The following is a 25284-nucleotide window of genomic DNA, read 5'->3' as shown; positions in this document are numbered from 1 at the left end:
AAAACCTGTCAACATTGAATTCCTAGTTTAATAATGGAAATTAGCTAATCAGATTTCCAAACGAGGTTTATACAACCATGTCATTCTTATCCAGTACATTCCATTTAAAATCCATATTTGTAAAGGTTTCTAGTAGAAAAATACTTTTTTTCATTCTTCTACTTTTCTAATAGTGACTTTGAATCTATCATTTTGTTAAATCCTTCCGATTTTATTACGAAAACCTTGTGTTATGATGATTGTGCAAGTTAAACAACACAAAAATTATTCGACATCAGGGAGGATTTAATACATGAATAAAAAAATGTTATTTTCAGTCGCAGCAGCAGCTGCTTTATTAGCTTCTAATCCAGTGGTGAATAAGGCAGACGCAGCATCAAATTGTCCAACACCTCAACAAGCTAAGGTATTTTACTCTCAACCTACTAATATTAATATGGATCAAATCAATAGCATTCTTCAAAAATATATGAATAATTCAAACGTTCAATGGAACTTTAACCAAATGTATAATCAGCAACAAGCTCAAAAACCTGTACAACAACAGCCAGTACAACAGGAACCAGCTCAACAAAAGCCGGTTCAACAGCAGCCAGTACAACAAAAGCCAGTACAACAGCAACCAGCACAAAAGCCAGTACAGCAAAAGCCATCAACACCTGCTTCATCATCAGTAAGTGCATATGAGCAAAAGGTAGTGGATTTAACAAACCAAGAACGTGCTAAAAATGGTTTACCAGCATTACAGCTTGATGTAAACTTAAGCAAAGTTGCACGTACAAAGTCAATGGATATGAAAACTAAAGGTTATTTTGACCATAATAGCCCAACTTACGGATCACCGTTCGATATGATGAAGCAATTTGGCATCACATACAGTTCAGCTGGTGAAAACATCGCAATGGGTCAACGTACACCAGAAGAAGTAGTTAATGCATGGATGAACAGTGAGGGACACCGCAAAAACATCTTAAATCCAAGCTTTACAAATATCGGTGTAGGTTATGTAGCTGATGGAAACTACTGGACACAACAATTTATTGGAAAGTAATAATTTAAATAATCATCTAAAAGAGCAGTCTCAAATAAATGGGCTGCTCTTTTTTTTGGCTTATAGAAATGTTTAAGTTTATTAACGTACTAAAGTGAAGTGTGTTTTTTAATTAAATATCTGCTAATAAGTTCGCATAAGAAAAACTAAGGCATTCGCCAAAAAGGACTTGGCGAATGCCAAGTTATTCTAATATTTATTTTTAAAGAATTTCTGAAACGTCTATTTGTGAGTATTGCATATCGATGTTTTTCTGAATTTTTATTTCAAGCATGCCGTCCTTATAATATGCGGAAGCACCTTTTTTTTTCACAATAGCAGGGAGGACAATCGAGTGTTTATCCTCTTTTTCAGGTATATGTTCAATTATCAACTGATTGGATGTATGATAAATTCTCATATCCTTCAACCATTGCTCTTCTTTGATTGGCAATCTTACAAAAACATTATTATGTGTTTCAAAAACGGAGGAAGAGAGAGAAGAATCATTGGGAGTTTCCGGTGTATCGTAATTAAAGTCAGACATAAAGCTTTGTGGATTCATCATTCCCTGCATCTTTTGCATTTGCTGAGGAAACACTTGATTCATTATATCTGTGACATATTTATCAACCTCTTCTGGATTCATCTGGGCCTTTATATTTTTCATATCTTTATGAAACGGAAAAAGATTCCAGGGGAACATAAGGATATCCTCCTTTCGAGCAGTTGTAAAGAGGCTCATCTAATTTTGTATCGAAAAAGACGAAAGTGACATACAATTCGTTTATATGGTTTAAGGTATGCAGGTACATACCCAATCGTTAATAAAATTATAAACACAAGAAATAATGAAGAATATTTTTAGGTTAATTTCTTTTCATTTGCATATCGTTGTAGTTCTAACTAGTATATTTATTATAAAGGATTAAAAAAATGAAAACTGCGAGGTATTTTTGTGAGAGAAAAAACAGCTTTAATTACGGGAGGAGCAACTGGTATAGGCAAAAGAACAGCCTATCAACTTGCTGAAAATGGTGTTCATCTTGTGATTAATTATCGTACAAGCAAGGAGAAAGCTGTTTTATTGGCCGATGAGTTAACTAGAAGATATGGAACTAAGAATATTGCCATAGGTGGCAATATTTCTAATCAGAATGATTGTCAAAGAATTGTAGAAGAATCATTTTCCTTTTTCTCATGTATTGATATATTCATTCATAATGCAGGACCCTATATGCATGAAAGAAAAGTGATGACTGAATACTCATTTGAAGATTGGAATTACATTATTAACGGCAATTTAAATGCATTATTTTATTTAACAAAGCTTTTAATACCAAAAATGAGAGAGAATAGCTGGGGCCGTATTATTACTGTAGGATTTGATCGAGTGGAGACGACTCCTGGCTGGATCTATAGGTCTGCATTTGCTGCAGCCAAAAGTGGTGCAGCATCGTTAACTAGAACGATAGCCATTGAAGAGGCAGAGCATGGAATAACGGCTAACATGGTATGTCCTGGAGATATTACTGGTGCTTGGAAGGAAAGAGACATTATTCAAGCCACAGGAAAGATTGATCAAAATACACCAATTGGCAGGCCGGGAACAGGTGAAGATATTGCAAGGGTCATTTCTTTTTTAATAGATAATAAATCTGACTTCATTACTGGAAGCATTATTCCTGTCACTGGTGGAAAAGATGTGTTAGGAAAGGTATTTAGGAATTAAAAGTGGGGAAAGCAAAATCCTTTCCCCACTTTCTTTATACAGCGTTTTTTTTCTCCATAAAAAGATTTTTCCTCTGTACATGAATAAGCCTGCTTATTAAACAAATTGCCCCTATAGCCAAACCGACAATTAAACCAATCCAGTATCCAAATGCTCCCCAGCTTGTATAATTAGCTAGATAATAACCGAATGGAAGACCAATGATCCAGTAGGAGATCAGAGCCATAATAAATGTGATATTAACATCCTTGTAGCCTCTTAATGCACCCTGAACTGGTGCTTGAATCGCATCTGATAATTGAAAAAAAATCGCATAAATCAAAAATTGAGCTGTAAGCTGAACAACTTCAAGGTCTTTCGTATAGATTGCGGCCACTTCTGTACGCAGCAAAAATAAAATAACTCCACATAGAAATGCCATGATCACAGCTATTGTGATGCCAATCCAGCTATATTGCTTAGCATCCTTATATCGGTTTGCACCAATTTCAAATCCAACAACAATCGTTAATGCCATTGAAATACTTAATGGAATCATATATAAGAATGAAGCGAAATTTAGCGCTGCTTGATGAGCAGCAATCGTTGTTGTGTTGAAATTACTCATAAACAATGTAACAGCAGCAAATATGCTAGTTTCGAAAAAGATTGCGAAGCCAATAGGAATTCCTATTAGAAGAATTTCCTTCCATTTTGATAGTGAAACAAAATAGAGCTTCTGAAATATACCAAAAGTTGAAAAAGAGCTATGTTTATGAATGATAAATATAGCAATCAATGTAATTAGCCAATAAGTAATAGCAGTTGCATATCCTGCACCTACTCCACCTAGCTCAGGAAATCCAAGTTTTCCAAAAATTAATAAATAATTAAAGATAATATTTATCGGTAATGCCAATAAAGTAATCAACATTGTTACTCGAGTTTTACCTAAAGCATCAATAAATGAACGAATAACATTATATATGAATAATGGAATGATACCGTAGCTTAATGCAACTAAGTAATCGTGCGCCTTTTCGTGAACGATCGTTTCCAGCTTCATTGTGCTTAAAATGGGATTAAGGGCTAATCCTCCTGCAATCAAGACAATTATCGCCATGATTATAGCAAGATAGACACCTTGAATGACTGAAAATGCTACTTCCTCACGTTTTCTGCCACCGTAGCTTTGAGCCACAATTGGCGTAACAGCTAACAATATTCCGCTTAATCCAGTGAAGACGGGCATCCATAATGAGGAACCGATAGCAACACCTGCTAAATCTTTTGAACTGTAGTGGCCAGACATCATTGTGTCAAAGAAATTCATCGAAAACATCGCAAGCTGAGTAATTAGTATTGGAATTAGAATAATGAGCAGTTGCTTAATTTTACCTTTTCTTGAAAAAGTTTGATTCATTGTATACTCCTCTTCCTTTTATATTCGAAAATTATATCACAATTTCTTGTAGGAAAGGTTTAAATCAAATTTTAAATAAAGTGAAACTCTCATCAGTGGGGTTTTTTCATCCCTCACTGATGGTTAGTTGAACCAATCACGCTCAAAACGCCACGTCCTGTGGCTTTCGCCTGACTAGGACATCGTGTCCGTCGTCGGGCTTTTACGGGCAGTTGTCCCCCACCTATCTTCCTAACTTCTCTCTCAATCTTAAGGTGGGGGGCTTACTGCTCGTTAAATGCGGGAAAAAAGTTTTATTAGATGGTTATGAGCAAGAATGAGATGCATATAGTTATATGGACAAGGATATGGGAGGGGGAATAGTTATGGCATTTAAGGGATCGAAGGGATGGTATATTCAAAAATTAAAGGAATCAGGCATTAGCAAACATCCTGTTGAATTAAGAAAACTTGAATTGTATAAAACATATATCGTGCGAAATTTATATCTTGAATTAATTAATAAAGAAAATAAATAAGTATAAGCGAAAAGTTCCTTAATTCAAAAGGAGCTTTTTTTATTTGTCATCATTTTGACAAATGGATTTTGCAATTGTGTGAACTTTTAAAAAGTAGGAATGGGAATAAAAAAATTTGTGAAATATATATAATAAAGAATTAACAATCTAAGAAAATTTCCCATAATGAATTTTATTAATCATTCTAAGAAGGAGTGAGAATCATGAACTTTCAATTAAACAGAATCAATCCGAATCAGACACAAGTAATCTTTCATGATGGCCGCTTTGAGACGCTAACGAATGAGGAATTAGAAGAATTGATGGCACAGATGGGAATTAGTGAAGGAACAAATGAATTGGATTCGAATATCACGAATTAGAAAAACTTGGCATTCGCGGGGTCTTTTCGGCGAATGCCTTAGTTTTTCTTATGCGATCTTTTTAACAGGAGCTTTATTGAAGCTTCACAGTTACATTATTGATTAAATTAACTTAAACACTCTAATTAGCTTAAAAAAGAAAAGAGCCAATTTTTTTGATAAAAATTGGCTCTTTTTCTTTTATGCCTCCATTAATTGGGAACTATCTTGCTCTGCTGAAGTTCCATTTCGTAAAACATGAAGGGTATATAAATCCTTTGGTATTTCATATAAATTATAGATTGGACCATTAGAATTTAATTGTTCAAGGATGGACTTTCTTGTTTCATTAGCAGGAACGATATACGGTAGCTTTGTTGCAGCCTTTTGTGATCGAATATTTTCTATTCGAATACGCATGAAAATCGTTTCAATTCCGGTTTCATAAAACAACTCTTCGAAAAAAGCATCCTTTGCTAATTTATTATAGCCTTTGCCATGGTATGGTTTCCCTAACCAAGTTCCTAAAAAACCAGCATTGTCTTGAATATCAAATAAATTAATCGTCCCAATTGGAGAACCCCATTCATCAAGAATAGTGCGTGATATGAGTTCTCCACGTTCTTCAGCTTCGATTGTTTGCTTTGTCATAAAGACAAACTCATCATAGGAATAGGCTTTTTGGCGCACAAAAGGAAAGACATCAGGATGCGTCATTAAATCAAATAAAAAATGGCATTCATGAAAATCACGTTTCTTGAGCATAGGTTATCCCTCCATTATGAGGACAGTCCTACTCCATGCCAAATAGAGTTTACGGTCCACCCTCGAAATTTTTTGTATGTTGCTAAAAAATTTCGGGGTGGGAATCGAACCCACTAGAACCAGTAAACCTGGTGGCGCACCATTTGCCTTCCCTATTTTACTTTTGAGATAATTAAATTTTGTAATGATTTTCAATACATTAAAAAAGTATTTTACTATCGTATAATACTAAAAAAAGTTGAAAAAGGAAATAGGTTTTTTGTTTATTTTTTTCAACAATTTTCAGCAGTAAATTTCAACATTTTCTATTATTCCTTGTAGACAAATTTTCCGTTAATCATCGTCCATTTAGTTTTTGCAAGATAATGAAATGGGTGATGGCTCCAAAGAACTAGATCGGCATCCTTCCCCTCCTCAATACTGCCTAGCTGATTGTCAAGCCTTAAATTTCTGGCTGGGAAAATAGTAATTCCCTCTAAGGCTTTTTGCTCTGGAAGACCTTCACGAACCGCAATTGCAGCGCATAGATTTAAGTATTGAATAGGTGTATAAGGATGGTCAGTCGTAATTGAGACCTCTACACCGTGATTTGTGAGCTCCTGATAAGTTTTCCAAGTCTTATTTTTTAATTCCACTTTTGACCTTCTCGTTAAAGTAGGTCCTACCGAAACTTTTAATCCTAGACCAGACAATTCATCCGCAATTAAATGACCCTCTGTACAATGTTCTATTCGCAAATCAAGATTAAATTCTTCAGCAAACCGAATGGCAGATATGATATCGTCTGCACGATGGGCATGAACCCGAACTGGAATTTCCCGATTTAAGGCTTGGATGATCGGAATTGTTCTTAAAGAATCAGGATCTTTAGTCTTACTTGCTTCATAGAAGGTTTCTCTAAGCTTTCCCATGATTCCCATTCTCGTAATCGAGTCTTTATTGCCTTGGCTATGGATTTGCTTTGGATTTTCACCTAGAGCAATTTTTAATCCAGCTGTTTCTTGGACTATCATCTTTTTAATATTTTTTCCTGAGGTTTTAATTACAGATGTTGTACCTCCGATAACATTAGCGCTGCCCGGCATAATATGAGCAGTCGTTATTCCATATTTTACTGCATCAGAAAACGCTGGATCGAGCGGATATACTCCATCCATCGCTCGAACGTGAGGACTCATTAATTCAGCCGTTTCATTTGCATCATTACCTGCCCAGCCGGTACCTTCATCATATAAACCAAGGTGAGTATGGACATCAATAAATCCTGGAAATAAATAATGATTTTCACACTCTATGATTTGAACGTCAGAATCGGATAAATCTATTTTTCCTGTTTTTTTTATTTTCCCATTTTCCACTAGAACATCGCCATAAAAAGCTGATGTTGTGACAGGGTAAACATTGGCGTTTTTTAACAATATTTTCGTCATAATATTCCTTTCATATTTCCATCAATTCTTATTTTCCTATTTTAACAAGTGCAATCATAATAGGAAATAAATTTTGTAATAAAAATATTTTACAATAAAAGTTTATAAAGCAAATTCGCCGATTGGCGAGCCTTGGAAAGGCGAAGACAGAGGCGTAGTTGAACGTATCGCGCTCACACATGCCACGTCCTCCCAAAAGCTTCTCTTTTGGTCGTGCGAAGTATCTCTGACGAAGCTTTCCTTATCCTGTGGCATTCGCCCGACTAGGACATCCTCGTAAAAGCTACCGCTTTTCCTTCGTGCGATGTGAATGCTATCGAAGCCCTCCTTGTCCTGTCAGTCGTACTTAATTCCTAAGATTGGCAACTATGTCGAATCATCTTCTGCGCTGGCAATTTATTCTTTCTTAACGTGCATAAAAACCCGCATAATTGCGGGCTTTAGGGATGCATTTTTATTTTTTACTATTATAGAATAAGTAAATTGTAACAGATATGGCTGCAAGAATGATAATGGGGAGGAGAAATGGTTGTGAGTATTCTTTGATATCTTTCCAGTGGTCTCCAAGCTCCATTCCTAATAATAAAAATAGAACTGTCCAAGGAATCATGGCGGCAATTGTATATAATGTAAATGTAGATAGCGGCATTTTAGCAATGCCTGCTGGAATCGAAATGGCATGACGGATGACCGGGACAAATCTAGCAGAAAAAATGACACCTGTACCATATTTATCAAACCATTGTTCTGATGCGTCTAAATGAGATTTCTTAATGAATAAAAATTTCCCATATTTATCAAGAACCGGCCTGCCACCGTATACACCTAGCCAATATAAAAAAATTTGGGCTAATGTACCCCCAATTACTCCAGCTATAAGTGCGCCCAAGAAATTAATTTTTCCTGTGCTAATTAAATACCCTCCATAGCTTAGAACAATCTCACTCGGGATTACTTCAATCATTAGTCCGAGTGCAATTCCTAAATAGCCTAGTTGAGATAATAATTCCAAAATTGAATGGATGAATTCTTTCATCATGAATGCTCCCTTATTTACTCAAAGAAGAAAAAATTAAAAGATTCCTGTCATCTGAAGAATTAGTATAAAAATGCCAAGGATCCAAACATAAACAGCGAATATTTTAAGCGATTTTCTTTTGAGGAAATTGATCATCCAGACAACTGCTAAATAGCCAAATAAAGCAGAAGAAAGTGTAGCAATGAAGAGACTATCGAAAGGGATGGATTCCGTTTTACCTGAAAGCATCTCTCCAAATTGTAGAACAATTCCACCTGCAATAGCTGGAATCGATAATAAAAAAGAAAAATAAGCTGCAGTTTCTCTATCTAGCTTTCTAAAAAGCCCTGCTGCAATCGTCAGTCCAGATCTTGATACAGCAGGAAATATAGCAGCTGCTTGAAAGGTTCCTATAAAAAATGCATCTCCATAGCTTATTTTATCCATTTTTTTTGCACCGTTTTTGATGCTATCTGACATCCATAGTATAATGCCTGTAATTAAAAACTCCCATCCAATAGTAATTCCCGTTTTAGAAATGGAGTCGAACATATCACTAAATAGAAATCCAACGATAACAGCAGGGATGGTTCCAATGACAAGCAGCATGGAGAGCTTGCCTAAAGGATTCTTTAAAATTTGTAATAATTCATTTTTGTAGACAACTAGCACAGCTAGTAATGTCCCAACATGGAGCATCGTATCTAGATAAAGTCCAGCCTCGTCTAGCCCGAATAAATGTCGCCCTAAATATAAATGACCTGTACTAGATATTGGAAGAAACTCAGTAAGACCTTGAATTATTCCAAGGACTAACGCTTCCAGCTTAGACATCAAATGGCATCATCCTTTACATAGGTGTTCTATACAAAGTTTATTCATCTTGTCCTAAACAAGAACTGAAAAGTAGCAGAGTTGTCAAATAATAAAAAATCTGTTAAAAAATACGAAACATTTCTTTCAATAAAGCGTAAATAGTATTATAAGGAGACTAATGGTTTGCAATTATTAATCAGAATATTATTATTTGGGGTCTTCCTTTAACAAAAGAAAATGGAGGAATGTTTAATGCCATCTCAGGATGAACGATTACTAGCTACAATGATTTACGTGACAAGCTTTTTTACAAATTTTATTGGTCCGCTCATAATATGGCTCATCAAGAAAGATGAATCATCTTTTATTGATCATCACGGGAAAGAGTATTTCAACTTTATCATTTCATATGCAATTTATTCCATTATAAGTGTACTTTTGATGTTAATCCTGATCGGTTTCATTATGATTTGGATCGTTGGTGTACTCGCATTTGTCTTTACGATTATTGCAGCTGTAAAAGCTTATGAAGGGAAGGAATACCATTTCCCGTTAATATTTAGAATTATTCGCTAATCATTAAGTTAATAAGAATTTTTAAAAAGAAGCCTTTTTTCAAAGAGGCTTCTTTTTTTATTTTTCAATTGTGATGAACGAAAATCCAACCTGTGCGTCTTATTGATGTTAACAATATTTACTCAAAAAGGAGAGATAATCCTATGGAGCTTTTTAACAATATTGATTGGGCAGCTATTATTCCCATTATTGTTCCTATTATCGTAATACAGCTTATTCTTTTGATAATCGCCATTATTGACTTATGTCGGATAGAAAAAACGAATGGGCCAAAGTGGTTATGGGCAATAATCATTCTATTTGTAAACTTAGTTGGCCCTATTCTTTATTTTGTTATTGGAAGGAGAAATCAATAATGTCTGTCGTTGTAACCGTTAGTGGTCTAAGAAAAAGCTTTCAGGATCATGATGTGATCAAAGGATTGGAATTTGCTTTAACGAAAGGAAAATGTATTGCCTTGCTTGGTGCTAATGGGGCTGGAAAAACCACAACTTTACAAATGTTATCTGGACTTATGAGGCAATCAGCTGGAAGTATTGCTTTTGATGGTGTTCAGAAGGGCGAGGATTTTCGGAAATTAATTGGATACCTTCCACAGCACCCTGTATTTTATGAATGGATGAGTGGACGTGAGTTTTTAGAATATACAGGTATGCTTGCAGGTTTGTCGAAAAAGGAATCGAAAGAGAGAGCAGAAGAGTTACTAGAAATGGTTGGTATTTCTGATGCGAAGAATCGCAGAATAGGGAAATATTCAGGAGGAATGAAGCAAAGATTGGGTATTGCTCAGGCTATTATTCATCGTCCCAAATTAGTGATGCTTGATGAACCTGTTTCTGCACTTGATCCTTTTGGTAGAAGAGAGGTTCTTGAGCTTATGGAACGAATGAAAAAGGAAACGACCATTCTTTTTTCAACGCATATTCTTAACGACGCTGAGGAGGTATGCGATGATATTCTTTTTCTTCATAAGGGTGAGATTGTAGAATCAGGCTCAATGAAGGACCTTCGTGACAAATATCAACAATCAAAGATTGACCTTGTTTTCCGAGGGGAAAGTGAACAATATGTTGAAAAGCTATCATCTCTAGCAGTAATTCAATCGATTTCGGTACATGAGAACAAAATTAGTTTATTTGTCCAAAATGTCGATGACGCCAAGCAAGTCTTTCTTCGTGAAATTACGGATAGGAATTGGCCACTCCTTAAATTTGAAATTAGCAAAACGAGTCTAGAAGATGTATTTATGAAGGTGGTAGAAAAATGAATCAGTGGATGGTCCTATTTAATAAAGAATTGGTTGAAATGTCGAGAAATTTCAAATGGATTTGGGTTCCGATCGTTTTTATATTGCTTGCAGTTAAAGAACCGCTTACCTTACATTATATGCCGCAAATTATAGATGCACTAGGAGGTTTACCGGAAGGGGCGGTAATTGAGATTCCAGTTCCTTCAGCTTCAGAAGTATTAATCGCCATTCTTGGCCAATTTAATACTTTAGGTGTATTAATTATCGTGTTAACTTCGATGGGGATCATCGCTGCTGAAAGGAAAAGTGGAGTTGCTGCGATCATATTGGTTAAGCCTGTTTCATATGCATCATTCGTAACCTCTAAGTGGACAGCTGCAATGCTCTTAATGTGGGTATCCTATTTTATTGGCTATGTAGCCTCATGGTATTATGTTGTCATTCTATTTGAAGCTGTTCCTTTTATTGATTTCTTTCAATCCTTTTTATTGAATGGAATTTGGCTTTCTTTTGTTTTAACGATGACGATATTTATTAACTCATTTAATAAATCACCAGGTGTTGTTGGATTTATATCTATTGCAATAATCATCCTATTGAGCTTATTGAGCAGTTTATTCTCACGTTGGATAGAATGGAGTCCTTCCTTGCTGCCAACTTATACGAGTACTTTCCTTTTAAATAATGAAATTCCTGACAATGTATTATCTGCCGTAATTGTTGCGATCATTGGTATGATAATACTCCTCATTTGCAGTATTTCAATTTTTAGAAGAAAAGAACTTGCTTAAATGAAATGCACCACCAGCTGTTAGATTAATGTCTAACAATTGGGGTGCATTTTATATGATTATGTTCCAAATATTTTCATCTTTAGAATGGCTGCATATTCTCGTATATATAGACTAGTTTTTACGACTTTTGGTGTTTCGGCAGCTAAAGGATGTCCTTTTATTCCGACCTTCTCTGCAAGATTAATTGATCGATATAAATGAAAATCATTTGTGACAATAACTGCCTGATCAATATTGTAAAGGTCCTTTGAATATTTCAGATTTTCATATGTAGATGTTGAGAGATCTTCTACTAGTATTTTTTCTTCATCAATTCCATTTTCAAGAAAAAATCTTTTTAGAGCTTCTGCCTCAGTAATATTTTCTCCTTTGCCTTGACCACCAGTTACAACGATAACTGTATTGGGGTTTTCTTCTATATATTCTAGTGCTTTATTTGCTCTGTTAAGCAAGCTGAGAGACATTTCTTCTCCATTCACTTTAGCTCCAAGAACGATTAAATAAGGAATATTAGGTGGAGGAGTTAAGCATGCGGTTTTTTTCATTTGAATATGTAAAAGTGCGATAATGATTATTGAGAAAATTAAAATCAAACCGAATATGATTATGATTTTTTTCATATTTTTCCTCCAAGTATTCATGTTTATGCTTCTCAATTAATAGAATAAAAGTGACTCTATTAATTTAGCATATAAAACTATTATTAGGAAGTATTTTCCTTTTAAGGATGTTAGGGGATTATTATGAAGAATATTCAGCAATTTTATCAAAAAACAGCATCTATTTCCTTAAATTCCAGTCTTGTTGCACTTATTCCTCCATTTTTCCTAATTATATACGGTATTATTGTTGTACCTAATGGCAAAATGGTTGTATTGGTTGTACCATTTTTACTTTATAGTTTTATAAGCTATCAAGCTTATTTAATAAATGATAACAGATCAAAAGAGATTAAGAAAATAGATGAGGGCATTGCAAATCAAGTATCATTTTTATATGAAGAAAATGTCCTTTTGACGTTTCTTCCAGCTCCAACATTAAGATTGCTTGTCTTTAGCACAAATGGTCAGCAAGTTGGAGAAATAAGAGATATCAATTTTATGCCGTTTCGATGGTTCTTACCTTTTCTGTTTGATAAGTTTATTGAAAGAAAATATGGTTTATATGATGCAAATAATAAGCAAATTGGAAGTTTTACTTTTAAGAAGAATCGTATTGAAATAGCGAGTTCAGGAATCGAGATTCATTCAATAAAGATACAGAATACATTAGGAAATGGTATAGCCGTTATTTTTGGGCATGAAAATCGGAGTTTTTTACTAAAGCAATCAAGATTATTTATGGATTTTCAGTTTTTAAAGGGCTGCAAAAATATTGCGAGATTGCGTAAAGGTTGGATGCCGATAGAGTGGGGTAAAAGATTTAAAGATCCGAATACGCCCATACTAATATTTGAACAACAATTGCCCGTGGAGGAAAAGCTACTTGTATATGCACTTTTAGTAAAACTGTTTCAGTCTACAAATCACTAATTTTTCACTTCTATCATTTTAAAGATCAAAAGATGTCTTCAACAATCATGTGCCTCTAGTGCAGAACAATAGCTTCAATTGGTTTGATATAGTATGATTAAATCAATTAAACTTCCTTCTGGATTACATTAATGAGGTGTTTGAATGAAAAAATTCTTGCTGGTAGCGGGAATTATCATCCTTTGCTTATTTATAATTGACAAGACAATCCTTAAAGAAAAAGGTATTGTAAATAATCTTGAACAACCGAAGAAATACGAGAAGATAGAAAATGCTGATCAGCTTCCAGTCGGTTTAGAAGAGGGGAATAGAGCCCCGGATTTTGAATTATTAGACTTGGAAGGTAATACTGTGAAGCTAAGTGATTATAAAGGGAAAACAATCTTATTGAATTTTTGGGCTACTTGGTGTCCGCCATGCAAGGCTGAAATGCCTTATATGGAAAAATTATATAATAAATATAAAAACGAAGGTTTTGAAATTTTAGCGGTTAATGTTACGACTTCTGAGAAAAGCCGTACCAATGTTGATGAGTTCGTAAAAAATAATGAACTAACCTTCACAATCCCGCTTGATGAAATAGGTAGTGCATCTAATGATTATAATATTAGGGTGTATCCAACAAGCTTTTTTATCGACTCAGATGGTGTTATTCGTAAAAAAGTGTTAGGAGCTGTAAATGAAGAAGTAATGGAGCATGAAATCAAACGATTACCATAAAAGTACAGCTAGATATTTCTCTGATTCAAAAAAGTTATACTTTATTCCATAAGGTGTGTTAATGCTCATTGTGGACAATCCTATTTTGTTGTTGATTGGAGCGGAAGGCGCGAGATCCTCGAAAATGCATTCGCATTTCCTTCGTGCGTTGATTATTCTAGGAAGCTTATTCAATGTCCTGCGGGAGAAGCGAGTCAAAGGGAGACCCCGCAGGAGCGCTCTTCGACGAGGAGGCTTCCGGACCGCCCGCGATCGCTAAGTGCCTGCAGCGGAAATCAACAAGTAATTTTAACTTTGTCATTCCATAATTAATGAAAGAAGCTGCAAGGCTATTCATCAGCATTGCAGCTTCTTTCTTTTTCATTTTCTAGTGATAATCGTTCATTAATTTTTCTCTTTCGATAGAGCATCTTTCCTGCTTCAGAAATATCGGTAACCGCAGATCGATTAATGACTGCTCCGAATAAGAGTCCTGCAATAGGAATCATTTGAAACAGCTTTTTCCAACCGATTTGATCCCGATATGTAAAGACTACTTCCCGCCATCCTTGAATTTCCGAGATGACCTCTCTATTTGGACCTTCACTTGGAGAATCAATTATGGATAGCTGCTGTAAGATCGCTTTTTTTCCAACAATATCGGAAGAGACAAATTGCAGAATTTTTACGATGTATAATCTTTCCTTCGTATCATCTGGGTTATATCCGTAGCAAATGGCAATATCCTGTAGAGTTTTCAACTGAATTCCCAGCAACATGGGAATATCGATTGATATAGTAAGAAATCCTCCAAACCCAGTACCAGCCCCTTGAATGGTAGCAAGTTTCTTTCGATTGCCTGTAAGCTTTGCTACCGCATCGTCCATTGTAGATATCGGAAGTGATTTTACATCCTCCAAAGTTGTAACATCCATTTTTGGGTAATATGCTTTTAAGGAGGATACCGAGCTTAAATATCTTCCTCCTGATTGTACATACTGACCTAGTTCATCAATAATCACGCCGATTTTTTTTTGCAAAAAGGCAGGTGTAAACTTGTCTAAAAGCTTGAATGGAAGCCGCCCTAGCTTTTCCCAAAACCAAAGGTCGCTCTGCTCTTTTTCCCACTTTTCACATATTTTAAGCTCATGAAATAATTGTTCTTTTGTTTCAATCACAACACATAAATCCTTCCATTATCAGATGAGTAATATACGATCTTAAAGGCTAATGGTTTCAATTTTTTTTATGCTTTGAGACATACACATTGTTTATTCGGAAACCTCGTGATACTATTTAATTATTCGAATATGATTTCTTCGGGGCTGGGTGAAATTCCCAACCGGCGGTGATGAGGTACTGTCCTCTTAGTCCGTGACCCGGTTTCAATACGTTGAAAACGGTGGATTTGGTGAAACTCCAAAGCCGACAGTTAAAGTCTGGATGGGAGAAGAAATGAATGATTATTTGCGTAAAAAAATCATTTTTTTAACGCTTATTTCGTTATGCGATTATGCCCCGTACATGAGTTGTGTGCGGGGTTTTTTGTTGGAGAATTTTAGTGAAAGGGGGAACTACAAATAAATGCATGATATTGAATATATGGATTTAGCCTTAAAAATGGCTCAAGCTACAAGAGGGCAAACTAGCCCTAATCCAAAGGTTGGAGCAGTAGTTATCAAGAATGGTGAAGTACTTGGACTTGGTGCACACTTAAGAGCAGGAACACCACATGCAGAAGTCCATGCCATCAATGTAGCTGGTGAACAAGCAAGAGGAGCAGATCTATATGTGACTCTTGAACCTTGCAGCCATCATGGTAAAACTCCTCCCTGTGCTGATTTGATAATAAATTCAGGAATCAAAAGGGTAATCGTAGCAGGACTCGATCCAAATCCTCTCGTTGCTGGACAAGGAATCGCCAAACTAAAAGAGGCTGGGATTGAAGTTGAAATTGGCATAGGAAATGAGGAAGCCCATGCCATGAATGAACCATTCTTTCATTTTATTAAAACGAAAACTCCTTTTGTAACAATAAAAGCAGCTGTTTCTTTGGATGGAAAGACAGCGGCAAAAACAGGTGACAGCAAATGGATTACCTCTCCAGAATCCAGATTAGATGTTCACCAATTAAGACATGAACATGATGCAATCTTAACAGGCGTGAATACCATTATTCATGATAATCCACATTTAACCACCAGACTGCCCCGAGGTGGAAGAAATCCCATTCGAGTTGTATTAGACACGTATTTACGGACTCCTCTTGAATCAAATGTGATACAAGATCGAGCGGTAAATACGATTATTTTTACTGGAAATGAGATAGATTTAGAAAAAGTAGCAAACTTTAGAGAATTTGATGTAGAAGTTGTACCATTATCACAGCCAACTATTCTTATTCCGGAAGTGCTAAAAGAGTTAGGAAAAAGAAACATAATGTCGTTATTAGTAGAAGGAGGTTCCGAGATTCATTCCTCCTTTATCGATAATAATGCTTATCAGCAAATCATTTTATATGTTGCACCAAAAATAATTGGCGGAGTAACCGCAATCCCTTTTATTGGTGGACAAGGTATTGAGATTGTCGAGCATGCAAAAAAACTCAAGTTCAAGTCAGTACAAACAATTGGATGTGATCTTAAAATTATAGCTAGGCCTCTAGAGGAGGAAGAATTGTCATGTTTACGGGAATCATAGAAGAGCTTGGAACTGTAAAAAGAGCCATTCAAAATGGAAACACAATTAAATTAACGATTCAAGCTACAAAAATAATAAGAGATATCCAGCTTGGTGATAGCATTTCAGTCAATGGAGTATGTCTAACTGTTACTGAATTCCAACGTGAAGAATTTTCCGCAGATGTGATGCCTGAAACGTTTAAAAGTACCTCCTTATCTTCAGTTAAGGAAGGAACGATGGTTAATTTAGAAAGGGCTATGGCTGCAAATGGGCGTTTTGGGGGGCATTTTGTAACGGGACATGTAGATGGAACTGGAAAAATTCTAAACAAGAGGAAAAAAGAAAATGCCATTTACATTGACATATCTATTCCAGGTTCATTAAATCATCTAGTAATAAACAAGGGATCCATTGCAATTGATGGAACATCTTTAACTATTTTTGGAATAACAGATCAGTCCGTAACAGTATCCATTATTCCACACACAGCAAAGGATACTATCCTGGGAATAAAAAGTGTTGGAGATGTAGTTAATATTGAGTTTGATATGCTTGCCAAATATATGTATTCCTTTATGAAAAAAGAGCAAACAGAATCAAGTCAGGGCAAAGGTATTACTGAAAATTTTTTAAGAAGCAATGGCTTTTTATAAGCTAATAGGAAAGTTTAAGTTTATTAACGTACTAAAGTAAAGTGTTTTTTTAGTTAAATACCTGCTAATAAGATCGCATAAGAAAAACTAAGGCATTCACCAAAAAGGACTTGGCGAACGCCAAGTTTTTCTAATAAATCAAGCGACATAAGGAGGAAGGCACCATGTTTAGTGAGATTACAGCAGCCATTGAGGATTTAAAAGCAGGGAAAGTCATTATTGTTTGTGATGATGAAGATCGGGAAAATGAAGGTGATTTTCTTTCCATTGCTGAGTTCGTAACACCAGAAACAGTAAATTTTATGGCTAAAGAAGGAAGAGGCTTAATTTGTACACCGATTTCTGAAGAATTAGCTGAAAAACTAAAATTGCTTCCTATGGTTGAGAGAAATACAGATAGTCGTGGAACAGCGTTTACTGTTTCGATTGACCATGTAGAAACAACAACGGGAATTAGCGCATTCGAGAGGGCTTTGACTATTGAAAAAATGCTGGATGATGATGCCCGTCCAGAAGAATTTAACCGTCCTGGCCATATTTTTCCTTTAATTGCTAAGAAAGGTGGAGTTTTAAGAAGAGCTGGCCATACGGAAGCTGCAGTTGATCTGGCGCGTATTGCGGGAGCAAAACCAGCTGGAATTATTTGCGAAATTATGAAGGATGACGGAACAATGGCGCGAGTAAAGGATCTTGAGCTCATAGCCAAAAAATTTGATATAAAAATGATTTCGATTCAACAGTTAATCGAATATCGATTAAAACATGACTCATATATAAAGAGAGAAACTGAAATCAAGCTTCCTACAGAATTCGGTTTGTTTAAAGCAGTGGGTTATACGAATACGATGGATGGAAAAGAGCATATTGCTTTAGTAAAAGGAGAGATTACAGAGGACGAGCCTGTGCTGTTAAGAGTCCATTCTGAATGTCTTACCGGAGATGTTTTCGGCTCCAATAGATGTGATTGTGGACCACAATTAGAAGCGGCACTTTCCCAAATAGAAAGTGAGGGAAAGGGAATTCTTCTTTATATGAGGCAAGAGGGAAGAGGTATTGGACTCATTAACAAAATGAAAGCTTATAAGCTTCAAGAAGAAGGATATGACACGGTTGAAGCAAATCATAAACTTGGATTTGGCGATGATTTGCGTGATTATGGGGTAGGCGCTCAAATATTAAGGGATTTAGGTGTAAAGAAAATGCGGCTTTTGACGAACAATCCAAGGAAAATTGCCGGATTAGCGGGTTACGGTTTAGAGGTTGTTGAGCGTGTCCCATTACAAATGCCTATTAAAAATGAGAATGAAGCATACTTAAAAACGAAAAAAGCAAAGCTTGGCCATTTATTAAAATTATAAAAGGGAGAGAAGAAAAATGAAGAAAGTGGTTGAAGGACATTTAGTAGGGACAGGATTAAAAATTGGGATTGTAGTGTCACGTTTTAATGAATTTATTACCGGGAAATTACTAAGTGGGGCTGAAGATGCTTTAAAGCGTCATGGTGTAAAGGATGAAGATGTGACTGTTGTTTGGGTTCCAGGTGCATTCGAAATCCCATTAACTGCCATGAAACTTGCTCAAGCCAGCGACTTTGATGCAATTGTTACGCTTGGAACAGTCATTCGAGGCGCAACACCACATTTTGATTTCGTTAGCAATGAAGTGGCAAAAGGGGTTGCTGCTATAGGAATGCAAAGCGGCATACCGATTATTTTCGGTGTTCTGACAACAGATACTATCGAGCAGGCGATTGAACGTGCTGGAACGAAAGCAGGCAATAAGGGATGGGAAGCTGCAGTTGGGGCAATAGAGATGGGAAATTTGTACAAACAGATGTCCAAATAAATCTTCTAATATACGAAATGAAGGAGCGCTATTTAAGTGCTCCTCTTTTCATGCGCATGATATATTTTTTCAAAAATATAAATTTTTTTCATTTACTACATAATTCGACAACTTTAATTAGTTATGTCGTATAAAATAATTACGATCATACATGCAGAATTTGTCGGAGGGTAATTTATGGAGGTTTTTGTAGCTAGACAGCCCATCTTTAATGCAAATGAAGATGTATACGGATACGAGCTTTTGTATCGAAGAAATCAAAATGAAAATGCATATCCTGATATGGATGGGGATCAAGCGACAACTGAGCTCATCATCAACAGCTTCTTAAATATTGGAATTGACAAGCTTTCAAATGGAAAGCCTTGCTTCATTAATTTTACGGAAAACCTACTTAAACTTAGACTACCAACTTATTTCCGGCCGCGTGATATTGTTGTTGAAATTCTTGAATCTATAGAACCAAGTAAAGAATTAGTACAGATATGTAAAGATTTAAAGGAGCTAGGGTATCAAATTGCACTTGATGATTATGTTTTTAATGAAGAGAATTCATATTCATACGAACTTTTGAAACATATAGATATCGTAAAAGTTGATTTCCTGTTTACACCGAAAGAAATGAGAGACAAAGTAGAAGCCATTGTCAAAAATATGAACTTAAAAATGGTTGCAGAAAAGGTTGAAACGAGAGAGGTATTTGAAGAGGCAAAGAGAAGGGGTTATCATTATTTTCAAGGCTATTTCTTTGCTAAACCAACGGTATTATCAACTCGTGATGTTCCGACATATTTTCAGTCCTATTATGAAATGATACAAAGCTTGTCGACGAACGATCCATGTATAGACCGAATTACCGAATTAATCGAGAGGGATATTTCCTTATCGTATAAATTATTAAAATTAATCAATTCACCTGCATACAGACCAAAACAAAAAATCAATTCGATCAGACAGGCCGTTGTTTTGCTAGGTCTAATAGAGTTAGAAAAATGGATTTATGTGCTCGCAGTACGCGAGTCCACAATTGAGAAAAGAGAGATTTCACAGGAAACCATTCAATTGAGTCTTACGAGAGCAAAAATGTGTGAGGAAATTGAAAAAATAAAAATGAAAAGAAATCCTTCTCCAAGTTATTTTATGACAGGAATGTTTTCAATTATGGATTCGATCTTAAGTATTCCGATGAGTGTGATATTAAAGGATCTTCCCCTTGAAGAAGATATTTGTGATGCTTTAAATGGGAAAGGAAATCCGTTAAAGGAAGTTCTTGATCTTGTTCTCGCTGTCGAAACTGCTCAATGGAATGTAATAAGTGAAAAATGTAAGGATATGAATATTGATGAAAAAGACTTATTTAAACTATATGCAGAATCATTAAATTGGTCGAATGAACTAGTATCCGAGGAAAGATTAATTCATTAATGTAGGACCTGCCTTCATAAAGAGGGCAGGTTTTTATTTCTTAAAATCTCCAATATTGGTCCGAATTTTTGTTTTTCTTTCGCTTCGAAATAAGTATGGAAGGGATTTCCCTTATTGTGAATTCGTTTTATCATTTGTGGTATTTGAAAATTTTCCACCTTTAGATGTTCATTTACTTCTTCCCAATAAAGAGGAGCAGCTACGGTCGCCTCCTTTGTACCCCTTGGTGAATAGGGTGCAATAATGGTTTTTCCTTCTGCATGCTGAATGTAATCGACATAAAGTCGGTTGCCTCTATTCTTTTTCATCCTTTCAATGGTAAAAGAAGCAGGATCCTTTGTTACAAGATATTGTGCGATAAAAGCTGTAAATAATCTTGTTTCATCATAAGTATATGTATTTTCCGGTAATGGTAAATAAATTTGCAGTCCTTTGTTTCCTGACGTTTTAATAAAACTAATCAATTCAAGCTGCTCGAAAATTTCCTTTATTAACAAGGCAGCTTTAATGGCTAGACCAAATGCATCTCTGGATGGCGGATCTAGATCAAATACAATTTCACTCGGTCCTTTACTAAGAGTCGTTTGAAAAGGGATGTGAAATTCGAATGCTAGCTGATTTCCAAGCCAGAGAAGTGTCTTTAATTGATTGCAAATAATATAATTTATCTCGTCTGACATTTCAGTTTCAACAAACTCTGGAGCGTACTCTGGACAATTTTTCTGATAAAAAGGATCTCCAAAAATACCGTGTGGATACCGTATAACAGTTAATAATCGGTTTTTAAGAAAAGGCAACATATAGGGTGAGATTTCTTGTAAATAATGAATATAATCGATTTTTTGAATCGATGGTTCAGCCCACAAAGGTTTATCAGGATGTGTCACATCAATATCAGATGGGAAATTCTTTTGCTTTTGAATGAATTGATGGTAGGTACAATCATTTGGGCTTAAATCAAATCTAAATTGGTGAAAGTGAGGCTCTCGCATCTGCCCTTCATACAGCTCCAAATATTTGACCTCTACGCAGATTGCCGGCTCAACATAAATATATTTATTATCCTCATCTGTTTTATTTGCTTTAATAATTTCAAATAATGCTTTTTTTTCGTCTGGCTTTAAGCCAAAAATGAATTGCCCGATGGATATTACCATATTGTCTTGATAAACACTGACATAAAAGTATCCATTTGTTTTTTCGTATGCAGTGATAAAACACGAAACATATTTCCAATTTTTATATTTTAACCATAATGTTGTTCTTTTTCCTTCTTCCCATTTGTTCGTTTTTTGCTTTGCTACAATTCCTTCTCCGTTGAAAAGAACAACCTTTTCCCAAATTTCATTAAAGTCATTAAAGAAGGGAATATATTGTACAAGCTTTGTATTCATTTCATCAGGCATTAATGGAAGGTTACATTTCTTAAAAAAATCATACAGTGTCTTTTTTCTCGATAGATAATCCTCGTTTTTCAAGGGTTTTCCTTTTATTTTAAGGACATCAAAAATGAGGAGATGACATGGAGATGCCTTTGCCTTCTCAGCGATCCTACTCAAAGATCTCATTCTTCCTCTTACTTGGATTGTAGAAAATTGAGACTTATATGCATTCTCTAAAAAGACGAGCTCTCCATCAAATGTTAAGGGAAGATAAGGTTTGAGCTTTTCTTTATTAGCTTCAAGAAATGAGCATATTTCGGGGAAAATGTTTAATAATGGCTTGCCATTTCTGCTTATTAATGACATTTCATTATGATCCCAATGTAATATTGCACGAAATCCATCATATTTCACTTCGTAGAGCCAGTCATTCCCTTTTGGAACCTCAAATGTTAAACTTGGCAGCATTGGCTTCATATAAGAAAACAACAACCTTTCCAAATGCATTTTCCATATCTATCAAATAGGCAGTCATTATAGATTTTCCATTATCATTTACTGCTACTCAGTTTCCATAAGTTTTTATGTATGCATCCATAGGTTTCACGCAAATTAAAGGTAAAAACATGATTGGAGTAATAATATGCATACAATGTGGAAAGGAAGCATTAGCTTTGGCCTAGTTAATATCCCCATTAAGCTTCATGCTGCTACAGAGGACAAGGATATTAAGCTGAGAAATCTTCATAAAGAATGTCATTCCCCGATTAAATACGAAAAAATGTGCCCTGTATGCAATATGGAAATTAAAAATGAGGATATTGTAAAGGCGTACGAATATACCAAAGGAAAATTTGTTGTCCTAGAGAATGAGGATTTGGAAAAATTAAAAAAGGAAAATGAAGATAAGGCAGTTGAAATAATGGATTTTGTAAAAATGGATCAAATTGACCCGATCTATTATGATCGAACATACTATATGTCTCCTGGCGATGGCGGAGGGAAAGCTTATTCGTTATTACGTAAAGCATTAAAAGAATCAGAAAAAGTGGGATTAGCAAAAATTATTATTCGTTCTAAGGAACAGCTTGCTGTTCTTCGTGTTTATGAGAATACCTTGGTTATGGAGACCATTCATTACCCTGATGAGGTTCGAAAATCTGAAGATGTACCTAATGTTCCAACTGAAGATAAGGTAACGAAAAAAGAAATTGATACAGCCATTCTTTTAATTGACCAATTAACATCAGATTTTGAGCCTGAAAAGTATACAGATGATTATCGTACTGCCTTATTAGAGCTTATTGATTCGAAGCGTACTGGCAAGGAGATTGTTACCCCAGTAGAAAAAGAGCCTACAACGAATGTGACCGATTTAATGGCAGCCCTACAAGCATCCATTGATAAAACGAAACCAAAAAAGAAAGCAGCAAAAAAGAAAAGAACCACTGCAACAAAAGCCAAAAAGGAAGCATAGGTTTTATTCAGAATATTTATTTAAAGGATCTGCCGATTTTGTATAGACAAAATCGGTTTTTTTAACTTTTTTTACCTGAGTCACATCTTCTAGTGGGGGATTCCGATTATGTTATGGACGGTTTTAGCTGTTAAAATAGAAGTATTAATAACTGTATATCTTTTTGGAAGAAAAGAATTTGTAAAAGTGGAATCAACGAATATATCTGCATTATGGAGACTTTACGATTGAATGGGGGAAGGGAAATGGAGAAGTATATTTTATCTTTGGATCAAGGAACAACTAGTTCAAGAGCCATTCTTTTTAACAAAAAAGGTGGCATTACCCATGTAGCCCAAAAGGAGTTTAAGCAATATTTCCCTAAACCAGGCTGGGTTGAACATAATGCCAATGAAATCTGGGGTTCAATTTTATCTGTAATTGCCCAGGTGCTTTCTGAATCTGGTGTTAAACCCGAGCAAATTGCAGGTATAGGAATCACGAATCAGCGTGAAACAACTGTTGTTTGGGATAAAGAAACTGGTAAGCCAGTATACAATGCGATCGTCTGGCAATCGAGACAGACAAGTGAAATATGTGAAAATTTGAAGGGAATGGGAAATAATGACCTTTTTCGTAAAAAAACTGGATTACTAATCGATGCTTATTTTTCGGGTACAAAGGTGAAGTGGATCTTGGATCATGTGGAAGGCGCTCGTGAAAAAGCAGAGGATGGGAAATTATTATTTGGAACGATTGATACATGGTTGATTTGGAAGCTTTCCGGCGGAGAAGCACATGTAACTGATTATTCCAATGCTTCAAGAACGCTTATGTTTAATATTTTTGATTTAAAATGGGATGAAGAGCTGCTGGAAATTTTGGATGTGCCGGCATCTATGCTACCAGAGGTAAGGTCATCTTCAGAAATTTACGGTAATACAGCAGACTATCAATTCTTTGGAAAGGAAATTCCTATTGCTGGGGCTGCAGGAGATCAACAGGCGGCTTTATTCGGTCAAGCATGCTTTGGTGAAGGGATGGCAAAAAATACTTATGGAACAGGCTGCTTTATGCTTATGAACACTGGCAGAAAAGCTGTACGTTCTGAAAATGGACTATTAACAACCATTGCATGGGGTTTAAACGGGAAAGTGGAATATGCCCTTGAAGGAAGTATTTTTGTTGCTGGATCAGCCATTCAATGGCTGCGTGATGGGATGAGAATGCTGCAGAGTGCTCGAGATAGTGAAAGTTATGCTAAGAAAGTAGATTCAACGGATGGTGTATACGTTGTTCCTGCTTTTGTCGGACTAGGGACCCCTTATTGGGATAGTGAAGTAAGAGGTGCGGTATTCGGTCTGACAAGAGGTACATCTAAGGAGCATTTTATTCGCGCAACACTTGAATCACTCGCCTACCAAACGAAGGATGTTTTGTCAGCGATGGAAGCAGATTCAGGTATCGAATTAAAGACACTTCGTGTTGATGGAGGTGCAGTAAAAAATAATTTCCTCATGGATTTTCAAAGCAATATTTTAAACGTCCCTGTTGAGAGACCGACAATAAATGAAACAACAGCTCTTGGTGCTGCGTATTTAGCGGGTCTTGCAGTTGGATTCTGGGCAAACCAAGATGAAATTGCAAGTAAATGGGCAATCGACAAATCGTTTGCACCTACTATGGAATCTAAAATTCGTGATGATTTATATAATGGCTGGAAAAAAGCAGTCCATGCAGCTATGGCATTTAAATAATGTGAAACTTAAATAGTTTGATAAATATTTTCAAACAAAATGAAGTATGTAAAAAAATAAGTTGGGCGCTAAGGGAGGAGAATTGGAAAGACCACAAATTCATTATCATTAATTGATAATGTTATTTGGGTCTTTTTTTACCATTTTCTGTTACAAGGAATAACTTGTAATAGCTAACCTTT

The 25284-nt window shown here is 35.6% G+C and carries 27 protein-coding genes and 1 riboswitch; of the genes, 18 read left to right on the top strand and 9 right to left on the bottom strand.

Going from position 1 to position 25284, the window contains the following annotated elements; all coding sequences use genetic code 11:
- Positions 1-292: 292 nt before the first annotated feature.
- Positions 293-1051 carry a CAP domain-containing protein gene (locus FSZ17_RS14100; RefSeq protein ID WP_057771110.1) on the top strand — a complete coding sequence of 253 codons (759 nt, stop codon included), beginning with the start codon at positions 293-295 and terminating at the stop codon, positions 1049-1051.
- Between the two features lie 202 nt (positions 1052-1253).
- Here FSZ17_RS14100 and FSZ17_RS14095 read toward each other — a convergent pair whose 3' ends face one another.
- The gene (locus FSZ17_RS14095; RefSeq protein WP_057771108.1) at positions 1254-1736 is read right to left on the bottom strand and encodes an Hsp20/alpha crystallin family protein; all 483 of its coding nucleotides are present in this window, start codon (positions 1734-1736) and stop codon (positions 1254-1256) included.
- A gap of 252 nt (positions 1737-1988) precedes the next feature.
- Here FSZ17_RS14095 and FSZ17_RS14090 point away from each other — a divergent pair, with 252 nt between their 5' ends.
- Positions 1989-2762 (top strand): SDR family oxidoreductase, encoded by a 774-nt coding sequence (locus FSZ17_RS14090; RefSeq protein WP_057771106.1) that lies wholly within the window; start codon positions 1989-1991, stop codon positions 2760-2762.
- Positions 2763-2796: 34 nt separating this feature from the next.
- Here FSZ17_RS14090 and FSZ17_RS14085 read toward each other — a convergent pair whose 3' ends face one another.
- Positions 2797-4164 (bottom strand): MATE family efflux transporter, encoded by a 1368-nt coding sequence (locus tag FSZ17_RS14085; protein ID WP_057771104.1) that lies wholly within the window; start codon positions 4162-4164, stop codon positions 2797-2799.
- A gap of 365 nt (positions 4165-4529) precedes the next feature.
- Between FSZ17_RS14085 and FSZ17_RS14080 the strand changes: the two genes are divergently transcribed.
- The gene (locus FSZ17_RS14080) at positions 4530-4682 is read left to right on the top strand and encodes a DUF2639 domain-containing protein (protein ID WP_082625224.1); all 153 of its coding nucleotides are present in this window, start codon (positions 4530-4532) and stop codon (positions 4680-4682) included.
- Positions 4683-4885: 203 nt separating this feature from the next.
- Positions 4886-5044: a hypothetical protein gene (locus tag FSZ17_RS23470; RefSeq protein WP_185150628.1), complete on the top strand. Its 159-nt coding sequence runs from the start codon at positions 4886-4888 to the stop codon at positions 5042-5044.
- Between the two features lie 180 nt (positions 5045-5224).
- Here the strand turns inward: FSZ17_RS23470 and FSZ17_RS14075 are convergent, their stop codons facing one another.
- The 4 genes from FSZ17_RS14075 to FSZ17_RS14060 all read right to left on the bottom strand — a co-directional run bounded on the left by FSZ17_RS14075 (position 5225) and on the right by FSZ17_RS14060 (position 9070).
- Positions 5225-5788, bottom strand: coding sequence for a GNAT family N-acetyltransferase (locus FSZ17_RS14075; protein WP_057771102.1), 564 nt, complete (start codon positions 5786-5788; stop codon positions 5225-5227).
- 308 nt (positions 5789-6096) lie between these two features.
- Positions 6097-7218 (bottom strand): amidohydrolase, encoded by a 1122-nt coding sequence (locus FSZ17_RS14070; RefSeq protein ID WP_057771100.1) that lies wholly within the window; start codon positions 7216-7218, stop codon positions 6097-6099.
- A 454-nt stretch (positions 7219-7672) separates the two neighbouring features.
- Entirely contained in the window at positions 7673-8254 is a 582-nt protein-coding gene (locus FSZ17_RS14065; protein WP_057771098.1) for an undecaprenyl phosphate transporter UptA, read from the bottom strand.
- Positions 8255-8290: 36 nt separating this feature from the next.
- Positions 8291-9070, bottom strand: coding sequence for an undecaprenyl-diphosphate phosphatase (locus FSZ17_RS14060; RefSeq protein ID WP_057771096.1), 780 nt, complete (start codon positions 9068-9070; stop codon positions 8291-8293).
- Positions 9071-9304: 234 nt separating this feature from the next.
- Between FSZ17_RS14060 and FSZ17_RS14055 the strand changes: the two genes are divergently transcribed.
- The 4 genes from FSZ17_RS14055 to FSZ17_RS14040 all read left to right on the top strand — a co-directional run bounded on the left by FSZ17_RS14055 (position 9305) and on the right by FSZ17_RS14040 (position 11668).
- Positions 9305-9628, top strand: coding sequence for a DUF4870 domain-containing protein (locus FSZ17_RS14055; protein ID WP_185150627.1), 324 nt, complete (start codon positions 9305-9307; stop codon positions 9626-9628).
- A gap of 143 nt (positions 9629-9771) precedes the next feature.
- Positions 9772-9984: a PLD nuclease N-terminal domain-containing protein gene (locus FSZ17_RS14050; protein ID WP_057771092.1), complete on the top strand. Its 213-nt coding sequence runs from the start codon at positions 9772-9774 to the stop codon at positions 9982-9984.
- The gene (locus FSZ17_RS14045; protein ID WP_057771090.1) at positions 9984-10895 is read left to right on the top strand and encodes an ABC transporter ATP-binding protein; all 912 of its coding nucleotides are present in this window, start codon (positions 9984-9986) and stop codon (positions 10893-10895) included. Before FSZ17_RS14050 ends, FSZ17_RS14045 begins: the two co-directional genes overlap by 1 nt.
- Positions 10892-11668, top strand: a complete 777-nt coding sequence (locus FSZ17_RS14040; RefSeq protein WP_057771089.1) for an ABC transporter permease — start codon at positions 10892-10894, stop codon at positions 11666-11668. Before FSZ17_RS14045 ends, FSZ17_RS14040 begins: the two co-directional genes overlap by 4 nt.
- Before the next feature lie 59 nt (positions 11669-11727).
- On the opposite strand, the gene FSZ17_RS14035 is transcribed toward FSZ17_RS14040, so the two are convergent.
- A complete protein-coding gene (locus FSZ17_RS14035; protein ID WP_057771088.1) occupies positions 11728-12291 on the bottom strand; it encodes a YdcF family protein in 564 nt (187 codons plus the stop codon).
- 123 nt (positions 12292-12414) lie between these two features.
- Here FSZ17_RS14035 and FSZ17_RS14030 point away from each other — a divergent pair, with 123 nt between their 5' ends.
- Together FSZ17_RS14030 and FSZ17_RS14025 are read left to right on the top strand one after the other, a co-directional pair.
- Entirely contained in the window at positions 12415-13203 is a 789-nt protein-coding gene (locus FSZ17_RS14030; protein ID WP_057771086.1) for a hypothetical protein, read from the top strand.
- 144 nt (positions 13204-13347) lie between these two features.
- A complete protein-coding gene (locus FSZ17_RS14025; protein ID WP_057771084.1) occupies positions 13348-13923 on the top strand; it encodes a peroxiredoxin family protein in 576 nt (191 codons plus the stop codon).
- 329 nt (positions 13924-14252) lie between these two features.
- Here FSZ17_RS14025 and FSZ17_RS14020 read toward each other — a convergent pair whose 3' ends face one another.
- Positions 14253-15080 carry an EcsC family protein gene (locus tag FSZ17_RS14020; protein WP_057771082.1) on the bottom strand — a complete coding sequence of 276 codons (828 nt, stop codon included), beginning with the start codon at positions 15078-15080 and terminating at the stop codon, positions 14253-14255.
- A gap of 133 nt (positions 15081-15213) precedes the next feature.
- Positions 15214-15361, top strand: a riboswitch (FMN riboswitch).
- A gap of 125 nt (positions 15362-15486) precedes the next feature.
- Between FSZ17_RS14020 and ribD the strand changes: the two genes are divergently transcribed.
- The 5 genes from ribD (at position 15487) to FSZ17_RS13995 (ending at position 20507) form a co-directional block, all read left to right on the top strand.
- Complete coding sequence (gene ribD, locus FSZ17_RS14015; RefSeq protein WP_057771080.1) at positions 15487-16602, top strand: bifunctional diaminohydroxyphosphoribosylaminopyrimidine deaminase/5-amino-6-(5-phosphoribosylamino)uracil reductase RibD; 1116 nt, start codon at positions 15487-15489, stop codon at positions 16600-16602.
- A complete protein-coding gene (ribE, locus tag FSZ17_RS14010) occupies positions 16584-17237 on the top strand; it encodes a riboflavin synthase (protein WP_057771078.1) in 654 nt (217 codons plus the stop codon). Before ribD ends, ribE begins: the two co-directional genes overlap by 19 nt.
- A gap of 164 nt (positions 17238-17401) precedes the next feature.
- Entirely contained in the window at positions 17402-18595 is a 1194-nt protein-coding gene (locus FSZ17_RS14005) for a bifunctional 3,4-dihydroxy-2-butanone-4-phosphate synthase/GTP cyclohydrolase II (protein WP_057771076.1), read from the top strand.
- 16 nt (positions 18596-18611) lie between these two features.
- On the top strand, positions 18612-19082 hold the full coding sequence (gene ribH / locus FSZ17_RS14000) for a 6,7-dimethyl-8-ribityllumazine synthase (RefSeq protein WP_057771074.1): 471 nt from the start codon (positions 18612-18614) through the stop codon (positions 19080-19082).
- A 177-nt stretch (positions 19083-19259) separates the two neighbouring features.
- Entirely contained in the window at positions 19260-20507 is a 1248-nt protein-coding gene (locus FSZ17_RS13995) for an EAL and HDOD domain-containing protein (protein WP_057771072.1), read from the top strand.
- 14 nt (positions 20508-20521) lie between these two features.
- Here the strand turns inward: FSZ17_RS13995 and FSZ17_RS13990 are convergent, their stop codons facing one another.
- On the bottom strand, positions 20522-22366 hold the full coding sequence (locus FSZ17_RS13990; protein ID WP_057771070.1) for a DNA ligase D: 1845 nt from the start codon (positions 22364-22366) through the stop codon (positions 20522-20524).
- Between the two features lie 166 nt (positions 22367-22532).
- Between FSZ17_RS13990 and ku the strand changes: the two genes are divergently transcribed.
- The 3 genes from ku (at position 22533) to glpK (ending at position 25102) form a co-directional block, all read left to right on the top strand.
- A complete protein-coding gene (gene ku, locus FSZ17_RS13985) occupies positions 22533-23366 on the top strand; it encodes a non-homologous end joining protein Ku (protein ID WP_057771068.1) in 834 nt (277 codons plus the stop codon).
- Positions 23367-23474: 108 nt separating this feature from the next.
- On the top strand, positions 23475-23597 hold the full coding sequence (locus FSZ17_RS23940; RefSeq protein ID WP_267128884.1) for a hypothetical protein: 123 nt from the start codon (positions 23475-23477) through the stop codon (positions 23595-23597).
- A 14-nt stretch (positions 23598-23611) separates the two neighbouring features.
- Complete coding sequence (glpK, locus tag FSZ17_RS13980; RefSeq protein WP_057771522.1) at positions 23612-25102, top strand: glycerol kinase GlpK; 1491 nt, start codon at positions 23612-23614, stop codon at positions 25100-25102.
- Positions 25103-25284 lie beyond the last annotated feature (182 nt).

The organism is Cytobacillus dafuensis (genome assembly GCF_007995155.1).
GTDB lineage: Bacteria > Bacillota > Bacilli > Bacillales > Cytobacillaceae > Cytobacillus > Cytobacillus dafuensis.
Note: the sequence above shows the minus strand (reverse complement) of the source record. Positions and strands in the feature narration are given on the sequence as shown.

Excerpts from the sequence above, each read along its gene's own strand:
- FSZ17_RS14100 (WP_057771110.1), top strand. The coding sequence starts at position 293 with ATGAATAAAAAAATGTTATTTTCAGTCGCAGCAGCAGCTGCTTTATTA.
- FSZ17_RS14095 (WP_057771108.1), bottom strand. The coding sequence starts at position 1,736 with ATGTTCCCCTGGAATCTTTTTCCGTTTCATAAAGATATGAAAAATATA.
- FSZ17_RS14085 (WP_057771104.1), bottom strand. The coding sequence starts at position 4,164 with ATGAATCAAACTTTTTCAAGAAAAGGTAAAATTAAGCAACTGCTCATT.
- FSZ17_RS14080 (WP_082625224.1), top strand. The coding sequence starts at position 4,530 with ATGGCATTTAAGGGATCGAAGGGATGGTATATTCAAAAATTAAAGGAA.
- FSZ17_RS23470 (WP_185150628.1), top strand. The coding sequence starts at position 4,886 with ATGAACTTTCAATTAAACAGAATCAATCCGAATCAGACACAAGTAATC.
- FSZ17_RS14075 (WP_057771102.1), bottom strand. The coding sequence starts at position 5,788 with ATGCTCAAGAAACGTGATTTTCATGAATGCCATTTTTTATTTGATTTA.
- FSZ17_RS14070 (WP_057771100.1), bottom strand. The coding sequence starts at position 7,218 with ATGACGAAAATATTGTTAAAAAACGCCAATGTTTACCCTGTCACAACA.
- FSZ17_RS14065 (WP_057771098.1), bottom strand. The coding sequence starts at position 8,254 with ATGAAAGAATTCATCCATTCAATTTTGGAATTATTATCTCAACTAGGC.
- FSZ17_RS14060 (WP_057771096.1), bottom strand. The coding sequence starts at position 9,070 with ATGTCTAAGCTGGAAGCGTTAGTCCTTGGAATAATTCAAGGTCTTACT.
- FSZ17_RS14055 (WP_185150627.1), top strand. The coding sequence starts at position 9,305 with ATGCCATCTCAGGATGAACGATTACTAGCTACAATGATTTACGTGACA.
- FSZ17_RS14050 (WP_057771092.1), top strand. The coding sequence starts at position 9,772 with ATGGAGCTTTTTAACAATATTGATTGGGCAGCTATTATTCCCATTATT.
- FSZ17_RS14045 (WP_057771090.1), top strand. The coding sequence starts at position 9,984 with ATGTCTGTCGTTGTAACCGTTAGTGGTCTAAGAAAAAGCTTTCAGGAT.
- FSZ17_RS14040 (WP_057771089.1), top strand. The coding sequence starts at position 10,892 with ATGAATCAGTGGATGGTCCTATTTAATAAAGAATTGGTTGAAATGTCG.
- FSZ17_RS14035 (WP_057771088.1), bottom strand. The coding sequence starts at position 12,291 with ATGAAAAAAATCATAATCATATTCGGTTTGATTTTAATTTTCTCAATA.
- FSZ17_RS14030 (WP_057771086.1), top strand. The coding sequence starts at position 12,415 with ATGAAGAATATTCAGCAATTTTATCAAAAAACAGCATCTATTTCCTTA.
- FSZ17_RS14025 (WP_057771084.1), top strand. The coding sequence starts at position 13,348 with ATGAAAAAATTCTTGCTGGTAGCGGGAATTATCATCCTTTGCTTATTT.
- ribD (WP_057771080.1), top strand. The coding sequence starts at position 15,487 with ATGCATGATATTGAATATATGGATTTAGCCTTAAAAATGGCTCAAGCT.
- ribE (WP_057771078.1), top strand. The coding sequence starts at position 16,584 with ATGTTTACGGGAATCATAGAAGAGCTTGGAACTGTAAAAAGAGCCATT.
- FSZ17_RS14005 (WP_057771076.1), top strand. The coding sequence starts at position 17,402 with ATGTTTAGTGAGATTACAGCAGCCATTGAGGATTTAAAAGCAGGGAAA.
- ribH (WP_057771074.1), top strand. The coding sequence starts at position 18,612 with ATGAAGAAAGTGGTTGAAGGACATTTAGTAGGGACAGGATTAAAAATT.
- FSZ17_RS13995 (WP_057771072.1), top strand. The coding sequence starts at position 19,260 with ATGGAGGTTTTTGTAGCTAGACAGCCCATCTTTAATGCAAATGAAGAT.
- FSZ17_RS13990 (WP_057771070.1), bottom strand. The coding sequence starts at position 22,366 with ATGAAGCCAATGCTGCCAAGTTTAACATTTGAGGTTCCAAAAGGGAAT.
- ku (WP_057771068.1), top strand. The coding sequence starts at position 22,533 with ATGCATACAATGTGGAAAGGAAGCATTAGCTTTGGCCTAGTTAATATC.
- FSZ17_RS23940 (WP_267128884.1), top strand. The coding sequence starts at position 23,475 with ATGTTATGGACGGTTTTAGCTGTTAAAATAGAAGTATTAATAACTGTA.
- glpK (WP_057771522.1), top strand. The coding sequence starts at position 23,612 with ATGGAGAAGTATATTTTATCTTTGGATCAAGGAACAACTAGTTCAAGA.